At 54.9% G+C, this 17785-nt stretch carries 20 protein-coding genes; 15 read left to right on the top strand and 5 right to left on the bottom strand.

The window, feature by feature from the left end; genetic code table 11:
• From RHK62_RS01730 to cobU, 10 genes are all read left to right on the top strand, one after another.
• Positions 1 to 1470 (top strand): glycosyl hydrolase family 57, encoded by a 1470-nt coding sequence (locus RHK62_RS01730; RefSeq protein WP_310453177.1) that lies wholly within the window; start codon positions 1 to 3, stop codon positions 1468 to 1470.
• Positions 1471 to 1545: 75 nt separating this feature from the next.
• Positions 1546 to 3072 (top strand): NYN domain-containing protein, encoded by a 1527-nt coding sequence (locus tag RHK62_RS01725; protein WP_310437929.1) that lies wholly within the window; start codon positions 1546 to 1548, stop codon positions 3070 to 3072.
• Between the two features lie 9 nt (positions 3073 to 3081).
• On the top strand, positions 3082 to 3798 hold the full coding sequence (locus RHK62_RS01720) for a biotin--[acetyl-CoA-carboxylase] ligase (protein ID WP_310453176.1): 717 nt from the start codon (positions 3082 to 3084) through the stop codon (positions 3796 to 3798).
• Entirely contained in the window at positions 3767 to 5212 is a 1446-nt protein-coding gene (locus RHK62_RS01715) for a hypothetical protein (RefSeq protein ID WP_310453175.1), read from the top strand. Before RHK62_RS01720 ends, RHK62_RS01715 begins: the two co-directional genes overlap by 32 nt.
• A 9-nt stretch (positions 5213 to 5221) precedes the next feature.
• Positions 5222 to 5626 carry a DUF3119 family protein gene (locus RHK62_RS01710; RefSeq protein WP_206200800.1) on the top strand — a complete coding sequence of 135 codons (405 nt, stop codon included), beginning with the start codon at positions 5222 to 5224 and terminating at the stop codon, positions 5624 to 5626.
• The gene (locus RHK62_RS01705) at positions 5616 to 6584 is read left to right on the top strand and encodes a DUF3086 domain-containing protein (RefSeq protein WP_206200799.1); all 969 of its coding nucleotides are present in this window, start codon (positions 5616 to 5618) and stop codon (positions 6582 to 6584) included. Before RHK62_RS01710 ends, RHK62_RS01705 begins: the two co-directional genes overlap by 11 nt.
• Before the next feature lie 10 nt (positions 6585 to 6594).
• Complete coding sequence (gene plsY, locus RHK62_RS01700) at positions 6595 to 7230, top strand: glycerol-3-phosphate 1-O-acyltransferase PlsY (protein WP_302678688.1); 636 nt, start codon at positions 6595 to 6597, stop codon at positions 7228 to 7230.
• Between the two features lie 141 nt (positions 7231 to 7371).
• Complete coding sequence (argF, locus tag RHK62_RS01695) at positions 7372 to 8286, top strand: ornithine carbamoyltransferase (protein ID WP_302678687.1); 915 nt, start codon at positions 7372 to 7374, stop codon at positions 8284 to 8286.
• Positions 8287 to 8293: 7 nt separating this feature from the next.
• Positions 8294 to 9124, top strand: coding sequence for an ABC transporter permease (locus RHK62_RS01690; protein ID WP_302678686.1), 831 nt, complete (start codon positions 8294 to 8296; stop codon positions 9122 to 9124).
• Positions 9125 to 9140: 16 nt separating this feature from the next.
• Entirely contained in the window at positions 9141 to 9707 is a 567-nt protein-coding gene (cobU, locus tag RHK62_RS01685) for a bifunctional adenosylcobinamide kinase/adenosylcobinamide-phosphate guanylyltransferase (RefSeq protein ID WP_310453174.1), read from the top strand.
• 3 nt (positions 9708 to 9710) lie between these two features.
• Here cobU and radA read toward each other — a convergent pair whose 3' ends face one another.
• The 3 genes from radA to RHK62_RS01670 are packed head-to-tail and all read right to left on the bottom strand — an operon-like array spanning position 9711 to position 11923.
• A complete protein-coding gene (radA, locus tag RHK62_RS01680) occupies positions 9711 to 11102 on the bottom strand; it encodes a DNA repair protein RadA (RefSeq protein ID WP_302678684.1) in 1392 nt (463 codons plus the stop codon).
• An 18-nt stretch (positions 11103 to 11120) separates the two neighbouring features.
• Positions 11121 to 11609 carry an FKBP-type peptidyl-prolyl cis-trans isomerase gene (locus RHK62_RS01675; RefSeq protein WP_149821090.1) on the bottom strand — a complete coding sequence of 163 codons (489 nt, stop codon included), beginning with the start codon at positions 11607 to 11609 and terminating at the stop codon, positions 11121 to 11123.
• Positions 11603 to 11923 (bottom strand): phasin family protein, encoded by a 321-nt coding sequence (locus RHK62_RS01670; RefSeq protein ID WP_149821092.1) that lies wholly within the window; start codon positions 11921 to 11923, stop codon positions 11603 to 11605. The genes RHK62_RS01675 and RHK62_RS01670 overlap by 7 nt, the downstream gene beginning before the upstream one ends.
• A 109-nt stretch (positions 11924 to 12032) precedes the next feature.
• Between RHK62_RS01670 and secG the strand changes: the two genes are divergently transcribed.
• Positions 12033 to 12266, top strand: coding sequence for a preprotein translocase subunit SecG (secG, locus tag RHK62_RS01665; protein ID WP_149821094.1), 234 nt, complete (start codon positions 12033 to 12035; stop codon positions 12264 to 12266).
• 11 nt (positions 12267 to 12277) lie between these two features.
• A complete protein-coding gene (locus RHK62_RS01660; RefSeq protein ID WP_206200793.1) occupies positions 12278 to 12775 on the top strand; it encodes a GNAT family N-acetyltransferase in 498 nt (165 codons plus the stop codon).
• Here RHK62_RS01660 and RHK62_RS01655 read toward each other — a convergent pair.
• Together RHK62_RS01655 and RHK62_RS01650 are read right to left on the bottom strand one after the other, a co-directional pair.
• Positions 12741 to 14153 carry a serine/threonine-protein kinase gene (locus RHK62_RS01655; protein WP_225901616.1) on the bottom strand — a complete coding sequence of 471 codons (1413 nt, stop codon included), beginning with the start codon at positions 14151 to 14153 and terminating at the stop codon, positions 12741 to 12743. The two genes, RHK62_RS01660 and RHK62_RS01655, sit on opposite strands and share 35 nt — an antisense overlap.
• Before the next feature lie 28 nt (positions 14154 to 14181).
• Positions 14182 to 14832 carry a phosphorylase gene (locus RHK62_RS01650; RefSeq protein ID WP_206200791.1) on the bottom strand — a complete coding sequence of 217 codons (651 nt, stop codon included), beginning with the start codon at positions 14830 to 14832 and terminating at the stop codon, positions 14182 to 14184.
• A 487-nt stretch (positions 14833 to 15319) separates the two neighbouring features.
• Here RHK62_RS01650 and RHK62_RS01645 point away from each other — a divergent pair, with 487 nt between their 5' ends.
• The 3 genes from RHK62_RS01645 to RHK62_RS01635 all read left to right on the top strand — a co-directional run bounded on the left by RHK62_RS01645 (position 15320) and on the right by RHK62_RS01635 (position 17755).
• Positions 15320 to 16375 (top strand): phytoene/squalene synthase family protein, encoded by a 1056-nt coding sequence (locus RHK62_RS01645; RefSeq protein WP_181496817.1) that lies wholly within the window; start codon positions 15320 to 15322, stop codon positions 16373 to 16375.
• A 93-nt stretch (positions 16376 to 16468) separates the two neighbouring features.
• Positions 16469 to 17341, top strand: a complete 873-nt coding sequence (locus RHK62_RS01640; RefSeq protein ID WP_206200789.1) for a 6-carboxytetrahydropterin synthase — start codon at positions 16469 to 16471, stop codon at positions 17339 to 17341.
• A 3-nt stretch (positions 17342 to 17344) separates the two neighbouring features.
• Positions 17345 to 17755: an MAPEG family protein gene (locus tag RHK62_RS01635; protein WP_302677119.1), complete on the top strand. Its 411-nt coding sequence runs from the start codon at positions 17345 to 17347 to the stop codon at positions 17753 to 17755.
• Positions 17756 to 17785 lie beyond the last annotated feature (30 nt).

The raw sequence follows: 17785 nt of genomic DNA, 5'->3' as shown, positions 1-17785 counted from the left end.
ATGCCCCGCCCTACCCTCCCTTGGTCAACCTGTCCGCCTCAAGGAGAACCTGTCCTCAGTGGTTGGGAACAGGCGTTGAGTGAAGTGCCCCGTTGCCCCCCCTTGCCCCCCCAAATGCTCCCCTCTATTCGCGCCGCCTTTGCCTGTGCCCTCCATATGCACCAGCCGACCATTCCAGCGGGGGAGGGCGGCAGCCTCATCAGTCACTTGCAGTATATGCTGATGCATCCCCACGAGGGGGACAATCACAACGCAACCCAATTTCTCTGGTGTTATCGGCGCATGGGGGACTGGATTCCCCAGTTGGTGGCTGAGGGCTGTCAACCGCGGATTATGCTCGATTACTCCGGCAACCTCCTCTGGGGGCTGGAGCAGATGGGACAGGAGGAGGTACTGGACGCCCTGCGGCGGATTACTGTGGATGCCTATGCTCCCTACGTGGAATGGCTGGGCACCTGCTGGGGACATGCGGTGATTCCCTCCACTCCAATCGCTGACATTGAGTTGCATATTCGGGCTTGGCAGCATCAATTTGTAGCCCTCTTTGGCGTTGAAGCGCTGCAAAGGGTACAGGGCTTTTCACTGCCAGAAATGCATTTGCCCAACCATCCGGATACGCTCTTTACCTTGGTGACCTGCCTCAAACGCTGTGGATATAGTTGGTTGCTGGTACAGGAGCACAGTGTTGAACAGTTGGATGGGTCGCCGCTACCCTACGCTGCCAAGTATGTACCGAATGTCCTTGTGGCGCGCAACTCCCAAGGAGAGGTGGCGGAAATAACGGTGCTGATTAAAACCCAAGGCTCGGATACGAAACTTGTGGCGCAAATGCAGCCTTATCACGAAGCTAAGCATCTGGCCACTCACTGGCAGGCTCCCCTCGGTCCCCCCTGTGTGAGTCAAATTGCCGATGGTGAAAACGGTGGTGTGATGATGAATGAATATCCCCGCGATTTTATGCCGGTGTGGCATGAGATAAAAGCGAATCCGCAGGCGGGGGTGGTGGGTCTCAATGGCAGTGAGTACCTTGCCCTCTTGGCGGCTCAGGGAGTGACTAGCGATCGCTTTCCTCGCTGTCAAGCGGTACACCAACATCTACTCTGGCAGACCTTAGGGGATAGCCCGATAACGCCAGAAAGGGTTGCGGCAGCGATCGCCCACCTTGAACAAACCAATCCCCACTTCTCCATGGAGGGTGCCTCTTGGACGAATCACCTCAGTTGGGTCAAGGGCTATGAGACCGTTCTGCAACCGATGGAACGCCTGAGTGCCGAGTTTCACCGCATCTATGATCCTTTGGTGGCGGCTGACCCGCAAGTGACCCAAAGCCCTGCCTACCGCGAAGCGCTCCTCTATGTGCTGACATCGCAAACCAGTTGTTTTCGCTACTGGGGCAGTGGCCGCTGGACAGACTATGCAAAAACGATTTGCGATCGCGGGATGGCACTGTTGCAAGAAACCAGCGTTTGAGAGGGAGTTTTCCAAGAATTCGTAAAATAAGTTATGGCATGGCAGAACTGGTGCATACCTCCTTTAGGAGCGATTGTGGCGGGTTCCCTCGCCGTCGCCCTTACCCGCGAACCGCTTCCTGTGGTGGCGGTCAGTTCTGCGGGGGCATTGGTGGGCACTTGGGTGCAAGATCGTCAACGTCATTCCCTAACCCCCCAGATCGAAGACCTCCTCCAACGTTTAGAGGAAAGACTGCAACACCTTGAAACCCGCACTTCTGGGAATGGCTCGCGTCGTACCGCTATTTTCTACGACATTGAAAACCTGATCAAAGGCTACAACATCAAAGCCGCAGATGTGGCCAAAATTTCCCTCGCTGCCATCCAAGCCCATATTCGCCAAGCCTACCCCATCGAGCGGGTGCTGCTGCAACGTGCCTATGCCAACTGGAGTGATGCTCGCCTTGGGTCACTGCGCCGGGAAATGCACCAATTGGGCATTGAGCCTGTACAGGTCTTTGGTTTTTCCTACGAAAATCGCAAAAATGCTGCTGATATTCAATTGGCGATTGATGTGGTGGATTTGATTTTTCAAGATGACCGCTTTGATACGTTTGTGATTGTCTCCGGCGATGGTGGCTTTGGCTCCCTTGCCAAGAAGTTACGGCAGTACGGCAAAACAGTCATTGGCTGCGCCTACGAAGATGCGGCTGGCAAGAGTTTTCAGGCCATTTGTGATGCCTTTGTCCACATCCCTGATCCAACCGTAAAACCCCGCCCACCTGTCGCCAGTCCCGCTCCCCCCATTGAAGCGCCGCCGCCCAGCATCCCACCCTCCGCCATTCCCTTAGATCCTGATAATCGTCGTTTGTGTGCGGACTTGAGTGTCAGTTTGGCTCGCCATGCCGAGGGGGCGATCGCCAAAACGCGGCAGATTCTCGATTGGTACCGCCGTGATTCGGAGTGTGGCAAGCTCCTGCGGGAGGAAGGGCTACCCATTAGTAAAGTCCAAGGGGCGGTACAAGCCCTGCTGCCCAACTTTGACATTTTGCAGTTGGGGATGGTCAAGTTCTCGGAATACTTGCGCTACGTCTGTAAAAACACGATCTTCTGCGTCTTTCATCGGCAGGGCAGTGCCAATCAACTGCGTCTTGGCCTACGGGAGCATCTTCCCCCCAATGCTGTGGTGATGGCCAATTTTGAAAAGCGTCCCCTCCATAGTCTGGCAACCTATCGCGCTTTGCTCAGTCACGAACGGGTGGCGATCGCCCAACCCCCAGCCTTAGCCTATGTTTTAGCGTGGCTCCTTGACCATCGCGATTGCGCTGCCACCCTAGAAGAACTGGCCGCCATGATTGAGCAAACCGCCCCAGCGGAGATTGGTCGCAGTCAAATTGAAAGTGCCTTGAATAACTGCCAAGCGGCCAATATTCTTGTGCCAGCTCCCCACAGTGGCGATCGCTATTTCGTTGCTGCGAAAATCACAACCCTTCCCGCAAGCTATGCAGCACTGGCGCAGTGGCTAGATCAGACCCTTCAGGTGTTTTTTGAACGGGTAGGGGCGCATCCGAAACCAGAACTGTTGCGGGCACTCATTGAGCCATCTGTTTCTGTACCCAAGTAAGCGATCGCCATGGAGTTTCCTTGGTTAGTGTGGCTAGAGACCTGTGAGAGCACGAATACTTGGGCATTGCACCATGCCGATCAACTCTATGGCGGTCAAGTCATCTACACTCAGGCACAAACACGGGGGCGAGGTCAGTACAACCGCGCTTGGCAGTCCCCGAAGGGAGTGTTGACGGCCTCCTTTATCCTGCCGCAGTCGGCGGCGATCGTTGCGCCCAGTGTCCAAGCCGGGATAGCCGTGATGCGGGCGTTGAGTGGGCTGCGACCAACGGTGGAACGCCATCTGCAATTGAAGTGGCCGAATGATGTGATGGCTCAGGGCAAGAAACTGGCGGGAATTCTCTGTGAACGCCGTTCCCCTTGGCTGGTGGTGGGGGTGGGACTGAACCGCTGTGTTGACGTTGAAGCAATGGGTCTTCCCCAGGCCATTAGCCTCCACACGCTGCTTCATTCTCCCCAAGCGGTGCCTACGGATCTGGAACTGCTAGCGGCGATTCGCGCTGAGCTTCTGTGGTGTTGGCAACAGTCCCAGGGGGTTCAGATCACGGCGCAGCGGGATTTTTTGCGGGGGCGATCGCTCACTCTTGTCCAAGGAGAACAAAGGTGGCAGGGCATCGGTGTGGGCATTAGCGATCGCGGGACGTTGCAAGTACGTCTGAACACTGGGGAGTTGCGAGAATTTAGCAGTGGTCATGTCCTCTACAGCAGCGATCGTGCTCCCTAGATCGGGATTGCTGAAGTGGGTAGCCCATCTGCGAAAATTGTCCTTGGTACTACAACCATCTGAGGTGTGCATGAAGGGTTGGCAGGTCTGTTGGCAACGGGCGATCGCTTTGGTTCTCAGTATCGTTCTTCTGTGGTCAGTGGGGGACATCGCCGCGGCAAAAGCCAGTGGCTCGCTGGCAGAGGTGGCGGCTCCTGTGGCCATTGAGGATATGAAGGATTGGTTCGATCGCTATGAACCGCGGCTGAAAATTCTCACCCCCGAAGCCAACCAAACCCTCCAAAGCCGCAACGTCACCGTCAAGCTGAGTGTCCAAGGGCTACGCCTGTTTCAAGATCAGCGCACAGGATTAGGCCCCCATGTGGAGGTGGTGCTCGATGATCTGCCCAGCCGCAGTGTCTATGACCTGAACACCCCCATTGAATTTACGAACCTTGAGCCGGGAACGCACCTTCTGCGTGCTTTTGTTGTGTATCCGTGGGGTGAAAGTCTGAAACATCCCCTTGCCTATGCTCAAACGGCCTTTCATCTTTACACTGCAGATGAGGACACTCGATCTGCTAGTCTTCCCCTGCTCACCTACAATCAGCCCAGCGGCACCTATGGTGCTGAACCAGTGCTCCTTGATTTTTATCTCAGCAACCTGCCGTTGGATCAACAATTAAACAATGAGAAAGTCTGGCAGGTGCGCTGCACGATCAATGGTCAATCCTTCACGGTCGATCGCTGGCAGGCCTACTATCTCACTGGACTCCAGGCGGGGGATAACTGGGTACGGCTCGAACTTCTGGATGGCAATGGTCAGCGTATCCCCTCTCCCTACAATCCCATTACCCGCCTTGTGACCTATCAACCCAATGGCAAGGATGTCCTCTCGCGCCTGCTGCGGGGAGAACTGGCCGCCAAAAATCTTCAAAGTAGCCTCAGTCCGGATCTCCCCAGCAACCTCCCTCCTGAACCGACACCAGAGCCAACACCTATTGTTGAGGAATCCGCCGCTCCCTCCGAGCCGACCCCAGAGCCAACAGCTGTTGTTGAAGAATCTGCCACTCAGACCCCCGTTGCTGAGGAACCTACACCAACGTCGGCAGTAGAGGCACCAACACCCACCGTTGAACCTGTAGAGGAAACGCCCGTTGCACCAGAGCCAACCCCAGAACCCACCGTCAAAGCAGCCGAAGAGACACCGCCCCCCACGCCGCAACAGCCCTTCTGGCAGCGCCTGAATCCCTTCAAGAAAGCAGAAAGCCCGACTCGTTCTGTTCTCGTTAGCCCGCGAGTGCCATCCAAGCCGTCCCCACCTTTGGAGCAACCGACTCTAGAGACCACTGCACCTGAGGTCACTGAACAGGAAACTCCTCCCACTCCAGAGGATTTGCCACAATTAGAAGAACCGACGCCCCCTCAGGAGTAGAGTAAAACCATGCAAGGAACCTCACTGGCCACAGTACGTCTTCAACCCTCATTTGCTGTTCCGCTGGGGGTTCTGCTGTTAAGTCTGCCCCTGTGGTGGCTGCGCTGGTGGCTGGGCTTGCCCATCTCCCTGTTTGCGCTATTCTTGGCTGTGCAGGCGGCTACCCTGCGACTAGAATTTACGGCAACAGCACTAGATGTCTATCGCGGCAGCCGACAAATTCGCCACTTTCCCTATCAGCAATGGCAGCATTGGGAGGTCTTTTGGCCAGCCTTTCCCGTGCTCTTTTATTTTCGGGAGGTCAAGAATATCCACTTTCTGCCGATTCTGTTTGACGCCAAAACTTTAGTACAATGCCTCCAAGAACGCTGCCCACGCACAGCCTTTATTTCCACGGTTCGCAATGACGGATGACCCTACGGTGACTGATGCCTCTGAACCTACCCCAGAGGAACTAACTGCCCTCAAAGCTCAACGGGATGCCCTCAAAGCTGAAATTCAAGCCCTTGATGCTGAGTTTCATCGTCTTGTGCACGATCGCCTCAAGTCCCTTGAAGAGCGGCAACAAAGTCTGCAACTCACCATTGAGCAACTAGAACGGCGCAAGGAACGCATCGAACAGGAGCTCCGCCGCAACTTTGTGGGTGCCTCCCAAGAACTCGCGATTCGAGTGCAGGGGTTCAAGGAATTTCTCGTCAAGAGCATGCAGGAGTTGGCGGCCACCGTTGAGGAAATGGAATTGCTGCCCCCGACGCCCGCTGTCGTGGAAACTGCCTCTGCCCCAGCAGCAACAGCGACAACGCCGCCCAAGTTAGTTCTTGATGAGGGATTTCAGGAGGAAGCGGATCGGATTCGCCGTTTGCTAGAGCAATATCGGAGTAGCCCCAACTACTATGGCCCTCCTTGGCAGTTGCGACGTACGTTTGAGCAAGTTCATGCTGAGCGGGTAGAAAGTTGGTTCTTTGATCTCGGGGGACGGGGTGCCCTGCGATCGCTCCCCAGTCGGTTGCAAAATATCCTTGTTGCCTCGGCAATCATTTCAATCCTGCGGGACTTCTATGGCGATATGTTGCGGGTGTTGGTCTTGGCCGATTCCCCTGAGCGGCTGGGGGACTGGCGACGGGGATTGCAGGATTGCTTGGGCATTAGTCGTCAAGATTTTGGCCCTGATCAGGGGGTGGCGCTCTTTGAATCTGCGGATGCCTTGGCCTTTCGTGCCGATCGCCTCGAGCAGGAGGACTACATCCCTCTGATTCTTATTGATGATTCCCAACCCCAAGTCAGCCTTTCACTACTGCAATATCCCTTGCTCTTGGGCTTTGCCCCTGAACCCCAGTTGCGTCCTAGCCGTAGTTCTGATTTCTTTGAGTAGGGAGGCTCCTGTGACCACTGCACTCATCCTTGGACTGCTGGCGCTCATTAGCTACCTGCTCGGCTCAATTCCCACGGGCTACCTCTTGGCCAAAGCGCTGCGCGGGATTGATATTCGTGAGCATGGCTCTGGCTCAACGGGGGCGACCAATGTGCTGCGGGTAGTGGGCAAAGGCCCCGGCCTAGTGACGTTTTTAGTCGATGTGGGCAAGGGACTAGGGGCAGTTCTTTTGGCGCGTTGGGTTCTGGGGCAATCTTGGAGTACAGTACCGACCACTTGGTTGGAATTTGTCCTGCTGGCGATCGCCTTCATTGCGGTTTTGGCTCACAGTAAGCCGATTTGGTTGGGCTGGCGCGGCGGCAAATCCGTTGCCACTGGTTTAGGGGTGCTCCTTGCCCTCAATGCCCCCACGGCTTTGGCCACCTTTGCGGTGTTTCTCGTGGTCTTGGCAGTCAGCCGCATTGTCTCCCTGAGTTCAATCACTGCTGCTATCTCCTTGCCCTTCTGGTTTTGGTTCTTTACGCAGTCGTGGCCGTTTGTCGGTTTTAGTGTGATTGCAGGTGCTTTTGTGATTTGGCGACACCAGAGTAATATCCAACGCCTCCTTGCAGGGACAGAGCCACGGTTGGGCGCCTCGGAAGGATAGACCTCTTAGAAGGTGACTTTTGGACGGGTTCGGCGTTCCTTAATGCCCCCCAGATTTGAGAAAAGGGTTGTATTTGTACATTTGGAAGGCCTCTGAGGTTGCTACCATGAGTGGATACCAGTTTTGGTGGGGAGATTTGTGATGGAAACACTGCGGGGGCGTGATTTGCTGAGCATCGCCGACCTCTCACGGGCAGAGGCAGAATATCTGCTGGATTTAGCAGCACAGATGAAAATCGGCAAGGTGGCTCCCCAGTGTCCTAAGGTCTTGGGGCTGCTGTTTCAGAAGGCTTCGACCCGTACCCGTGTCAGCTTTACGGTGGCGATGTACCAACTGGGCGGCCAAGTCATTGACCTGAACCCCCAATCCATGCAGGTGGGGCGTGGTGAACCGTTGCCCGATACAGCACGGGTATTGGATCGCTATTTGGATGCGGTGGCGATTCGCACCTATGGTCAGGCAGAACTGCAACTGTTTGCTGACTATGCCCGCATACCCGTGATTAATGCCCTCACTGATCGCGAGCATCCTTGTCAGATTTTGGCGGATCTGCTGACGCTACGGGAATCCTTTGGCACATTGGCGGGACTGACCCTCTGCTACATTGGCGATGGCAATAATGTGGCGCATTCCTTACTACTGGGCTGTGCCCTCTTGGGGGTGAATATTCGGGTGGCTTCGCCACCGCCGTTTGCGCCTTTGCCCGATATTGTGACGCAAGCCAAGGCATTGAGTGGCGGTAAGAGTGAAGTGACTGTTCTCACGGATCCGCAGGCCGCGGCTAAGGGTGCCCATGCGCTTTACACGGATGTCTGGGCGAGTATGGGACAGGAAGCAGAAGCGGGCGATCGCCAGCCCATTTTTCAGCCCTACCAAATTAATGATCAACTGCTAGCCCTTGCGGATCCACGGGCGATCGTTCTCCACTGCCTGCCGGCTCACCGTGGGGAGGAAATTACCGCCAGTGTCCTTGAAGGGCCGCAGTCTCGCGTTTGGGAGCAGGCGGAAAATCGTCTCCATGCGCAGAAAGCTTTGCTAGCCAGTTTGTTGGGATAGGGCATGCATGAATAGCCTCTCGGATCGGCTGTTGCTGGTGGGGGCAATTATTTGTGGGGGGTTTCTGCTGCTGGCGGTTCTTGCTCCCCTTGCTCAGGCCCTCGGTTGGATTGCCAATCCCCAAGAATTTCTTGACTTTCCGATTCACGCGCCGCCTTCGCCGCAGCACTGGTTTGGCACGAATCGCTTGGGCTATGATGTCTTTTCCCGCACGATTTTTGGTGCCCAAGCAGCCTTGCAGGTGGTCTTGGTGGCAACGCTGTTGAGCTTGGTGGTGGGGGTGCCCTTGGGATTATTGAGTGGCTACCGCGGGGGCTGGCTCGATCGCGGGTTGCTCTTTTTGATGGATACGATTTACACGTTGCCGGGGCTACTCCTAGCGGTGACGGTGGCCTTTGTGGTCGGCAAGGGGGTGCTCAATGCCGCGATCGCCCTTAGCGTCGCCTATATTCCCCAGTACTATCGCGTTGTGCGCAACCACACGGTGAGCCTAAAAAATGAGGTCTTTATCGAAGCTGCCCGCGCCCTTGGCGCCTCGACCCCCCGCATTCTACAGCGGTATCTTTTGGTGAATGTGCTTCCCAGTATCCCCGTGCTCTTTACCCTCAATGCCGCCGATGCCATCCTGACCTTGGCAGGGCTGGGGTTCTTGGGCTTAGGGTTGCCGCCGCAGGTACCCGAATGGGGGCAGGATCTACGACAGGCCTTGGATGGGTTGTCGGTGGGCATCTGGTGGACGACGCTCTTTCCGGGTCTAGCCATGACATTGCTGGTCGTGGGTCTGTCGCTCCTTGGTGAGGGCTTGGGAGAACGTCTTGATCCCCGACAGTTGAGTTAACCAACAGTGCCTAATCATGCCTGATCATGTCTTGGTGACCGGTCCGAGTCGCAGTGGCAAGAGTGAATGGGCAGAAGCCGTTGCTACCCACAGCGGACAACCAGTGATTTATGTTGCGACGGCGATCGCCCCCCCAGAGGATACAGAATGGTTGCAGCGGATTGCACAGCACCGTGCTCGCCGCCCCGCTGAGTGGCAATTGCGGGAGTGCCCCCTCGAACTAGCTGCCCTGCTGCGTGACCTGCCGCCTGATCATTGCGCCCTTGTGGATTCCTTGGGAACATGGGTGGCCAACTGCCTAAATCAATCTCAAGATCAATGGCAAGCAACCGTTACTGAATTCCTAGCCAGTGTGCAAGCCTGTGGCGCTCAACTCATTTTTGTTGCTGAAGAGGTGGGCTGGGGAGTTGTTCCTGCCTATGCCAGTGGTCGCTGTTTTCGCGATCGCCTTGGCGAACTGTGTCAGCAATTGAGTCCGTTGATGGCGGAAGTGTATCTTGTCACAACTGGCTTTGCACTGCCGCTCCACCAATGGGGTATCTGTCTCAGACATCTTAGGGATAAATTGGACTCGCAAGGATAGCCCTCAGGGGGATTCCTCAGTGGTCATGGGGGCAAGGGCAGCCACAATGGCATCGGTGACACGACGTACAGGATAAATCTCTAGCCCCGCGATCGCACAGGCTTGGTTTTCGGGAATAATGGCACGGCGAAATCCCAACTTCAGCGCCTCCCGCAGCCGTAATTCTAACTGGGAGACGGCTCGCACTTGCCCCCCTAAGCCCACTTCGCCAATGATCACCGTTTGGGGGTGCACCCAGCGATCGCGAAAACTAGCCACAACAGCCACTGCCACCCCCAGATCAGCAGCGGGTTCCGCCACATTCAGCCCGGCAGCGGACGCCACATAGGCATCTAGCTTCGAGAGGGGCACCCCTAGGCGTTTTTCTAGGACGGCCAGAATTTGCAAAAAGCGATTGTACTCAATGCCCGTGGCCGTGCGGCGTGGAGAGGGATAACTGGTGGGGCTAACTAAACTTTGCAACTCAACCACAAGCGGACGGGTGCCTTCACAGGCCACAATGGTGGCGGTACCGGGGGTTGGCTCGCGATCGCCCAAAAACAGCGCCGAAGGATTTGTGACCTCGGCTAAGCCCTGCGCGCCCATTTCAAAAACGCCAATTTCTTGACTAGCACCAAAGCGGTTTTTGACAGCGCGTACGAGGCGGTGACTGGCAAAGCGATCGCCCTCAAAGTAGAGCACGGTATCCACCAAATGTTCCAGCACCTTCGGACCGGCGATCGCCCCCTCCTTTGTAACATGCCCCACAATAAAGAGACTCATCTGCTCCCGCTTGGCTAAGCGCATCAAGGCGGCTGTGCCCTCACGAACCTGAGACACCGAGCCGGGGGCAGCCGTCAATTGGGGCAGATACACCGCTTGGATGCTATCAATAATCGCCAGATGGGGTTGCAGATGGGTCAGCTCCTGCAGGATCACCTCCAAATTCGTCTCCGCCAAAAGATAGAGCGAGGGAGAGGCGGCAATGCCCAGTCGTTGCGATCGCAATTTCACCTGCTGCGCCGATTCCTCAGCACAGACATAGAGCACCCGCTGCTGTTGCCCTAAGGTGGCTGCCATCTGCAACAAAAGCGTGGACTTGCCAATTCCCGGTTCGCCAGCCACCAACACGAGGGAGCCAACCACAATCCCCCCTCCCAAAACCCGATCCAACTCGGCAAATCCGGAGGCAGAACGGCTCTGTGTCTGTTCGCTAATCTCTCCTAGGGCCTTGGCACTGCGGGGGTGGGGAGTGGTCGATTTTCGGGGGGTTGTGCGTCGAGCAGCGGTCTCTACAGGGCTAACCACCTGCTCATCAAGGGTATTCCACTGACCACAGTTGGGACAGCGACCAAAGTATTGCACAGACTCGGCACCACACTCGCGGCAGATGTACAGTACCTTGGCCTTGGGCATCCCTTGCCGAGTTCAATCCTATTGCACACCCAAAAGTTCAACGTCAAAAATCAGCGTCGCATTGGGGGGAATGACCCCACCCGCACCGCGTGCACCATAGCCTAGGTTCGGCGGAATAATCAGCCGCCGCTGCCCCCCGACGTGCATTGAGCCAACCCCTTCATCCCAGCCTTTGATGACTTGACCGACACCAATTTGAAATTGGAAGGGCTGACCGCGATCGCGGGAGCTATCAAAAATGCGGCCATCGGTGAGCATGCCCGTATAGTGTACCGTCACGCGATCGCCCACTTGAGGCTGCGCCCCTGAGCCAACAACCATATCTTCGTATTGCAAACCTGAAGGAGTGGTCACCACCTTTGGATTCCCCATAAGTCCCGCAGCCTCCGTTGACGCCTCTAGCGGCACACTGGCGATCGCAATCGGAGCGGCCACCAACCATACCACTACTAGGACAATACCACAGAGGAGCCAGCCGTAGGCTCGATGCACCCGTTGTCTTACCATGAGCGATTTTTTAACTCCCTAACATCCCGTTCTAGGCGATCAATGCGTCCCCGCAGTTCATCAATTTCTGACTGTTGTGGCACACCCAAGCTCTCTAGAAACTGGCGCGTTTGTCGTTGCACCGCTTCATCGAGGGAGGCGGCATCTTCTTTGAGGTGAGCAAGGACTTCATCCACCATTGCCTTGGCCTGATCGGCATTGAGGCGTCCCTCTTTCACCCATTGGTCGCTCACTTGACGCAACTTCTCGGCCACAAGGGAGGTGGTGCCAACACCAATTAAAAGCAATTGCTGAAGCAGATTTTGCTGGTTCATGGGGCACGTTCAAAACGCCTATCTTGTATTGTGCCATTGGCTCCTAGGCTTGCGGTAAGATGAGGGAGAGGTCAAGTTGTATAGATTCGCATCGCCAGCGAGGTTGAGGATGATTGAAAAAATTGCCATTGGTCTGTGGGCATTTTCAGCAGTTGGCCTGATTGTATTGGTCTTGCTCCACAGTCCCAAGGGGGATGGCCTCGGTGGTATTGGCGGTCAAGCCCAGCTCTTTACCAGCACCAAAAGTGCAGAAGCGACCTTAAACCGTGCCACGTGGACTTTGACAGTGTTGTTTATGGCGCTTACCGTTGCTCTGAGTGCCGGTTGGCTGCGCTCAATTTAGTTTGGGTTAGCGTGTCTTTCTCCTTTGCGATTCGTGCAGCGACCCCGGCGGATGTTCCAATCATCTTCCAACTGATCCAAGCGCTTGCGGCCTATGAAAAGCTCAGCCACGCAGTAACGGGCACAGAGGAGGCGCTACGGCAGCATTTGTTTGGCGATCGCCCCTACGCCGAGGTACTTCTTGCCCATACCCCCACAGACGTTATTGGCTACGCCCTGTTTTTCACCACCTACTCCACATTCCTCACCCGCCCCGGCCTTTGGCTAGAGGATTTGTTTGTCCTTCCTGCCTATCGGCGTCAAGGGGTGGGCACTGCTCTGCTGAAGGCATTAGCCCGGCTAGCCAGCGATCGCGACTATGGCCGTATCGAGTGGAGCGTCTTGGACTGGAATACTCCTGCGATTCAATTCTATGAGCGCATGGGTGCGACTGTGCTACCTGACTGGCGTATCTGCCGCCTCAGTGGTGATGTTCTCAAGCACTTCGGACATCCTGACAAGCCTGTGTGACCCGTCGCCCCAGATAGCGGCCAAGGGTGTAGGCCAACCATTCCAGATCCCTTGAGGTCACGCTAAGGGCATTTTCAGTCAGTTCGATCGCTTGGCTACCGGCACGAATCACCAGTTTGCTCGATAGCTCTTGGCGATCGCCCTCGCGATCGCGGTACGTGCTGTGGGGCTGAAATTCAATCTGTTCAATCACTTCAAGCGGCAGGACTTTAGGACGACGCCAGCGGAAACCAAGGATATGTTCATAGAAGCGCAGATCCTTACGGGTGACCATCAACACCTGCCATCCCAATAGCATGTAAAGAATGCCGCCAATGAGGCCTAAACCGACAGCAAGATGACCAGTAGCAAAAACAGCCATCAGCCAAAAGCCAGAACTAATCGCTAGACTGTACCAGACGACCAAGAACCCATTCCAAGCCACTGCAAAGGGAATCAGGAAGAAGAGACTGACATTAAATCCAACGGGGGGAATTTGCACCAGTAGCCCTTGGGGTGTTTCTCTCACCTGTAGGCGGGAACCGTAGGGCGGCGTTTTTGTTATGAGTGAGGCCTCGTGGGGTGATGTGTCCAGTTGCTTTAGGGCTTGGCGAGCCGCAGTCGCAGAGTCAAATCGCTCCTCAAGGGCGGGCGCGACCATTTTTTCGAGCCAGCGGATAAAAGGGGGACTCAAGGAGACCAAGGGTTGAAATTGAACCCGCAGTTCCTTTTGCGGCAGCTCATCAGGGGGAGTGCCGGTTGCTAAGTAGATGAGGGTCATGCCCAAGGCGTAGAGATCACTGGCGGGTAGGGTTTTACCGCCGAATTGTTCCGGGGGCATATAGCCATAGGTACCCACCACGGTTCGGGTGCTGCCTGCGATCGCCGTTTGTACCGCCCCAAAGTCCACAAGATAGACCTTGCCAAGATCATGACCGGAGCGATCGCCCAAAAGAATATTTGTCGGCTTAATATCGCGGTGAATCACCGGCGGTTGACGGCCATGGAGATAGATCAAAATATCCAGCAGGCGATCGGCCAGTAACCGCAAATCCTCTTCACTAAACACTCTCCCTTCTGCTTGCCATGTGGCGAGGGATTTTGCCTCAATGTAGGTTTGCACCAAAGCAAAGCCCTTGAGATCAGGGGTATTGATTTCAAAGTAGTCGAGATAGCGGGGAATGGCCGGATGATCCAAGGGTTGCAGCACAGCCGCTTCCCGTTCAAAGAGCTTAAAGTCGTCCCATGTCATGCCGCCACCAAAAAGCAGCAGCTTCAGCACCACCTGTTCATAGCGCCGCCGATCCAACGCCAGATAGGTGCGCCGCCCCGGATGAGACCCCAGTTCGCGCAGGAGTTCATAGCGATCGCCCAAAATTTGACCAATAAGCTGCGCCACAGCGTTCTCCAAGCTGGCTACCCCTATCTTAGCCATTGAGTTGCTGCACAATCTCTGGGGCAATTCTTGTGAGCACCTTGAGGGCTTTGAGGCTACCTTGAATCAAGTGTGCCGCCGCACGGGGGTTGCGCAGCATTGCGATAGCCAGTGGCCCCGGCCGCAAATTGCCTTGAGCATCAAAGGCTTGACTCAAATCGGGGAGGTCGCGATCGCCACCATCACTGATCACCCGCACCATCACCACCGGCATTCCCGCTAAAGCCTTGAGGAGTGGCACCCCTTCCATATCCACCACCTCCACCCCCCCGCGAGCCGCAAGGGTTTGTTTTTCTTGGGCCTTAGAAACGGTTTTCGCCGTTGTGATGCCTTTCACCCGTCGCCACGCAGGCGCCAATTTTGCCGATAACGTCTGGTCTAAAGAATACATTTGCCCTGCTTCATCCTGACAAGTAGTATAGACAACCACTTCACCCACCCGATCATCGGGATGCAAGCCCCCACAAACCCCCAAAATGAGAACCATGGCAGGCGATTCCTCAAGGGCACTGATCAATGCCGGTGTGGTCACTGTGGCTGCCCCTGCTCGGATCGGAATAATCACCACATTGGACGCCTGTAGCCCTCGTTGTACCGCTTGATATTCTGCCCCTTGGGGCACAAGGACGAGGCATGGAGTCATTGTTAATGAACTTTGCTGTGCTGGCCTGTTGACACAACCGCTACGCTGGGAGTACACATTTTCGAGCTGATTACCGTCTTAACTTTTGGATAGACCGATCGCGGGCAATTTAGAAACTGACCAATGGAAAGAGTGTCACACTCAAGCGTCCGCTATGGTGGACGAGAGGCATTTTCCGCCAAATCTGATACCGTTGTTAATTGTTGTTAATTGTTGAAGCTATGTTATTGTTCTGGCAAATTGTGAGCTATCCACCATTGTACCTCAGGCAATCTCGGCAACTGTCACAGGCCACCTAGACAAACAAAAATGAGTATGATAGCTATAGATTTTGCTCAATCCTTGTTTGTGGAAGTCGTCCCCTGCTGGGTTGCGATCGCGAGACCCTTTTGGAGAATCGTGAATTGACTGCCCTAGAGTGTTGGCCTGAGGAACGGTCGAGGATTGACTCAACTATCGATCAATGCGTGTAGGAGTGAACCCCCATATGATTCAAATGGTGCTGGAGAACCCAGTTTCCGTCAAGGATGCTGAGCGCTTTTGCCAAGAGATACTCCCCCAAGTCTCGCGCACATTTGCCCTCAGTATTCGCTTCCTCCCCGGAAATTTGGGTCGGGCGGTTCTGGTGGCCTATCTCATCTGTCGCATTGCCGATACCGTTGAGGATGATCCGGTTGCCAGTATCCCCGCAAAAACCGCTCTCTTGGATCATCTGCTGGAGTGTTTTGACAGTGCCGATCTAGCCAATAGCTATGGTGAAACCGCACGGGGGGTTCAGGGGGAGCCAGCCCATGTGCAACTGGTGAAAAATACGGGACTCGTCTTTGCCCTCTACCGTTCTTTGCCCCTCACGTCCCAACAGCACGTCCAACGCTGGGTGAGCGAAATGGTGCATGGGATGAAAAAGTTTATTAACCTCTATCCCAATGGCATTCGCATTCAAACCCTCGATGAATATAAAGAGTACTGTTATTACGTCGCGGGTACCGTTGGCTATCTCCTGACGGATTTGTGGTACGAGCATTCCCCCAGCATTGGTGCCGATGAATACCAAGTACTCCTCAAGCGCTGCGCTGCCTTTGGTGAAGCGCTGCAAACGGTGAACATTCTCAAGGATATTGCTTGGGATGCGGAGCACGAAAACTCGATCTATATCCCCAATGAATCTCTGCTGCTCCAAGGCAGTAGCCACCAGTCCATCCTCAGTGCTGAACATCTTGAGCAAAATCATGCCGCCATTAAGGAATTGATTGCCCTTGCTTGGCATGATCTCGATGAAGCTCAAGCCTACTTGCTATCCGTGCCCAAGGCGGCAATTCCGATTCGCCTCTTTTGCGTGCTGCCGCTGCTCTTTGCCTATGCCACCCTGCGGGAACTCACTCACTCGACGGCGATGCTGCAACCGGGAGGGGTAGTTAAAATTAGCCGTGCAGAGGTGAAATCCCTGATGGTCATGGGGCCTTTATCGATTCTCAGTAACCACAGTCTGCGCTGGCTGATTGGCCAAGTACGGCAAAAGCCTTTCATCCTTGGCGGACTTTAGGGAAATGTGCCAAAAAAGCCAATGGTTGGGGGAACCAGAATTCGTTAGGATAGGGGGAGATTGCTGAATTGTTGCAAATCTTCATAACTTGACATGAATTGTATTATTCACCGCCGTGCTGAGTTTGCCGCCAGTCATCGCTACTGGTTGCCAGAATGGTCTGAAGCAGAGAATTTGGCTCGGTTTGGTGCCAATAGTCGCTTTCCCGGCCACGGTCATAACTATGAGTTGTTTGTTTCAATGGGCGGCGTTGTTGATGACTTTGGCATGGTGTTGAACCTATCGGATGTCAAGCACATCATTCGCCGTGAAGTCATTGAACCCCTGAATTTTTCCTATCTCAATGAGGTGTGGCCAGAGTTTCAAGCCACATTACCCACGACTGAACATATTGCACGGGTGATTTGGGATCGACTCTCTCCCCATTTACCCCTTGTGCGCATTCAACTGTTTGAACACCCCCGCCTTTGGGCGGACTACACGGGAGACCCTATGGAAGCCTATCTTTCTGTTGGTGCTCACTTTAGTGCGGCGCATCGTCTAGCCCTTGAGGATCTCAGCTACGAAGAAAACTGCCGCATCTATGGCAAGTGTGCTCGCCCCCACGGCCATGGCCACAACTACCACGTGGAGATTACGGTCAAGGGGGCAATCCATCCGCGGACGGGCATGATTGTTGATTTGGTCAAGCTCGAGGAGGTGCTCAAGGAACAGGTGATTGAACCTTTGGATCACACGTTTTTGAATAAAGATATTCCCTATTTTGCGACGGTGGTGCCCACAGCAGAGAACATCGCCATTTACATTGCCCAGTTGTTACAGGAACCGATTCGCCAGTTGGGGGCGACGCTGCATAAGGTGAAGTTGATTGAAAGTCCCAATAACTCTTGCGAAATTCTCTGTGAGGAATTGCCCCCTCGCGATGGGGTGCTCAGTGGTGCGCTGCCAGTGTTGGAGCGAGTCTAGGTGATGTTGAGCAATATCCCTTGGCTACTAGCCGCCAGTTTACTGACAGCAACGCTGCTGATCTATTTCCCCTACATTTTTGTTGTGGTGGGGCGCTGGCAGGCGGGCTTTGATATGGCGGCTCCCCGTGCCCTCTTTGAGAAACTGCCCCCCTTTGCGCAGCGGGCAGTGTGGGCACACGAAAATAGCTTTGAAACCTTTATGCCCTTTGCAGCAGCAGTGTTGCTGACCCTTTTTGCCGGGGTGGATAATGCAACGGTGGCGATCGCCAGCCTGAGTTTTGTCGCGGCTCGCTTTTTGTACAGCATCTGCTATATTGCCAACTTTCCCCTTGGTCGCTCCCTCATGTTTGGTGTCGGCACAGCAGCCACCTTGACGCTTTTTTGGCAAAGTCTCACCGCCCTTAGCCGTTAATATAGTTTATAAAATCCTTGAGGAAATGCA

The organism is Thermosynechococcus sp. HY213 (assembly GCF_031460975.1).
In the GTDB taxonomy this organism is placed as follows: Bacteria; Cyanobacteriota; Cyanobacteriia; order Thermosynechococcales; family Thermosynechococcaceae; genus Thermosynechococcus.
Note: the sequence above shows the minus strand (reverse complement) of the source record. Positions and strands in the feature narration are given on the sequence as shown.

What these genes read in the sequence shown, in the direction of transcription:
- argF (WP_302678687.1), top strand. Translation starts at nt 7,372, where the DNA reads ATGGAAACACTGCGGGGGCGTGATTTGCTGAGCATCGCCGACCTCTCA.
- RHK62_RS01650 (WP_206200791.1), bottom strand. Translation starts at nt 14,832, where the DNA reads ATGACTCCATGCCTCGTCCTTGTGCCCCAAGGGGCAGAATATCAAGCG.
- RHK62_RS01710 (WP_206200800.1), top strand. Translation starts at nt 5,222, where the DNA reads ATGCAAGGAACCTCACTGGCCACAGTACGTCTTCAACCCTCATTTGCT.
- RHK62_RS01715 (WP_310453175.1), top strand. Translation starts at nt 3,767, where the DNA reads ATGTCCTCTACAGCAGCGATCGTGCTCCCTAGATCGGGATTGCTGAAG.
- RHK62_RS01645 (WP_181496817.1), top strand. Translation starts at nt 15,320, where the DNA reads ATGATTCAAATGGTGCTGGAGAACCCAGTTTCCGTCAAGGATGCTGAG.
- RHK62_RS01670 (WP_149821092.1), bottom strand. Translation starts at nt 11,923, where the DNA reads ATGAACCAGCAAAATCTGCTTCAGCAATTGCTTTTAATTGGTGTTGGC.
- RHK62_RS01640 (WP_206200789.1), top strand. Translation starts at nt 16,469, where the DNA reads ATGAATTGTATTATTCACCGCCGTGCTGAGTTTGCCGCCAGTCATCGC.
- secG (WP_149821094.1), top strand. Translation starts at nt 12,033, where the DNA reads ATGATTGAAAAAATTGCCATTGGTCTGTGGGCATTTTCAGCAGTTGGC.
- RHK62_RS01690 (WP_302678686.1), top strand. Translation starts at nt 8,294, where the DNA reads ATGAATAGCCTCTCGGATCGGCTGTTGCTGGTGGGGGCAATTATTTGT.
- RHK62_RS01675 (WP_149821090.1), bottom strand. Translation starts at nt 11,609, where the DNA reads ATGGTAAGACAACGGGTGCATCGAGCCTACGGCTGGCTCCTCTGTGGT.
- radA (WP_302678684.1), bottom strand. Translation starts at nt 11,102, where the DNA reads ATGCCCAAGGCCAAGGTACTGTACATCTGCCGCGAGTGTGGTGCCGAG.
- RHK62_RS01635 (WP_302677119.1), top strand. Translation starts at nt 17,345, where the DNA reads ATGTTGAGCAATATCCCTTGGCTACTAGCCGCCAGTTTACTGACAGCA.
- RHK62_RS01705 (WP_206200799.1), top strand. Translation starts at nt 5,616, where the DNA reads ATGACGGATGACCCTACGGTGACTGATGCCTCTGAACCTACCCCAGAG.
- cobU (WP_310453174.1), top strand. Translation starts at nt 9,141, where the DNA reads ATGCCTGATCATGTCTTGGTGACCGGTCCGAGTCGCAGTGGCAAGAGT.
- RHK62_RS01730 (WP_310453177.1), top strand. Translation starts at nt 1, where the DNA reads ATGCCCCGCCCTACCCTCCCTTGGTCAACCTGTCCGCCTCAAGGAGAA.
- RHK62_RS01720 (WP_310453176.1), top strand. Translation starts at nt 3,082, where the DNA reads ATGGAGTTTCCTTGGTTAGTGTGGCTAGAGACCTGTGAGAGCACGAAT.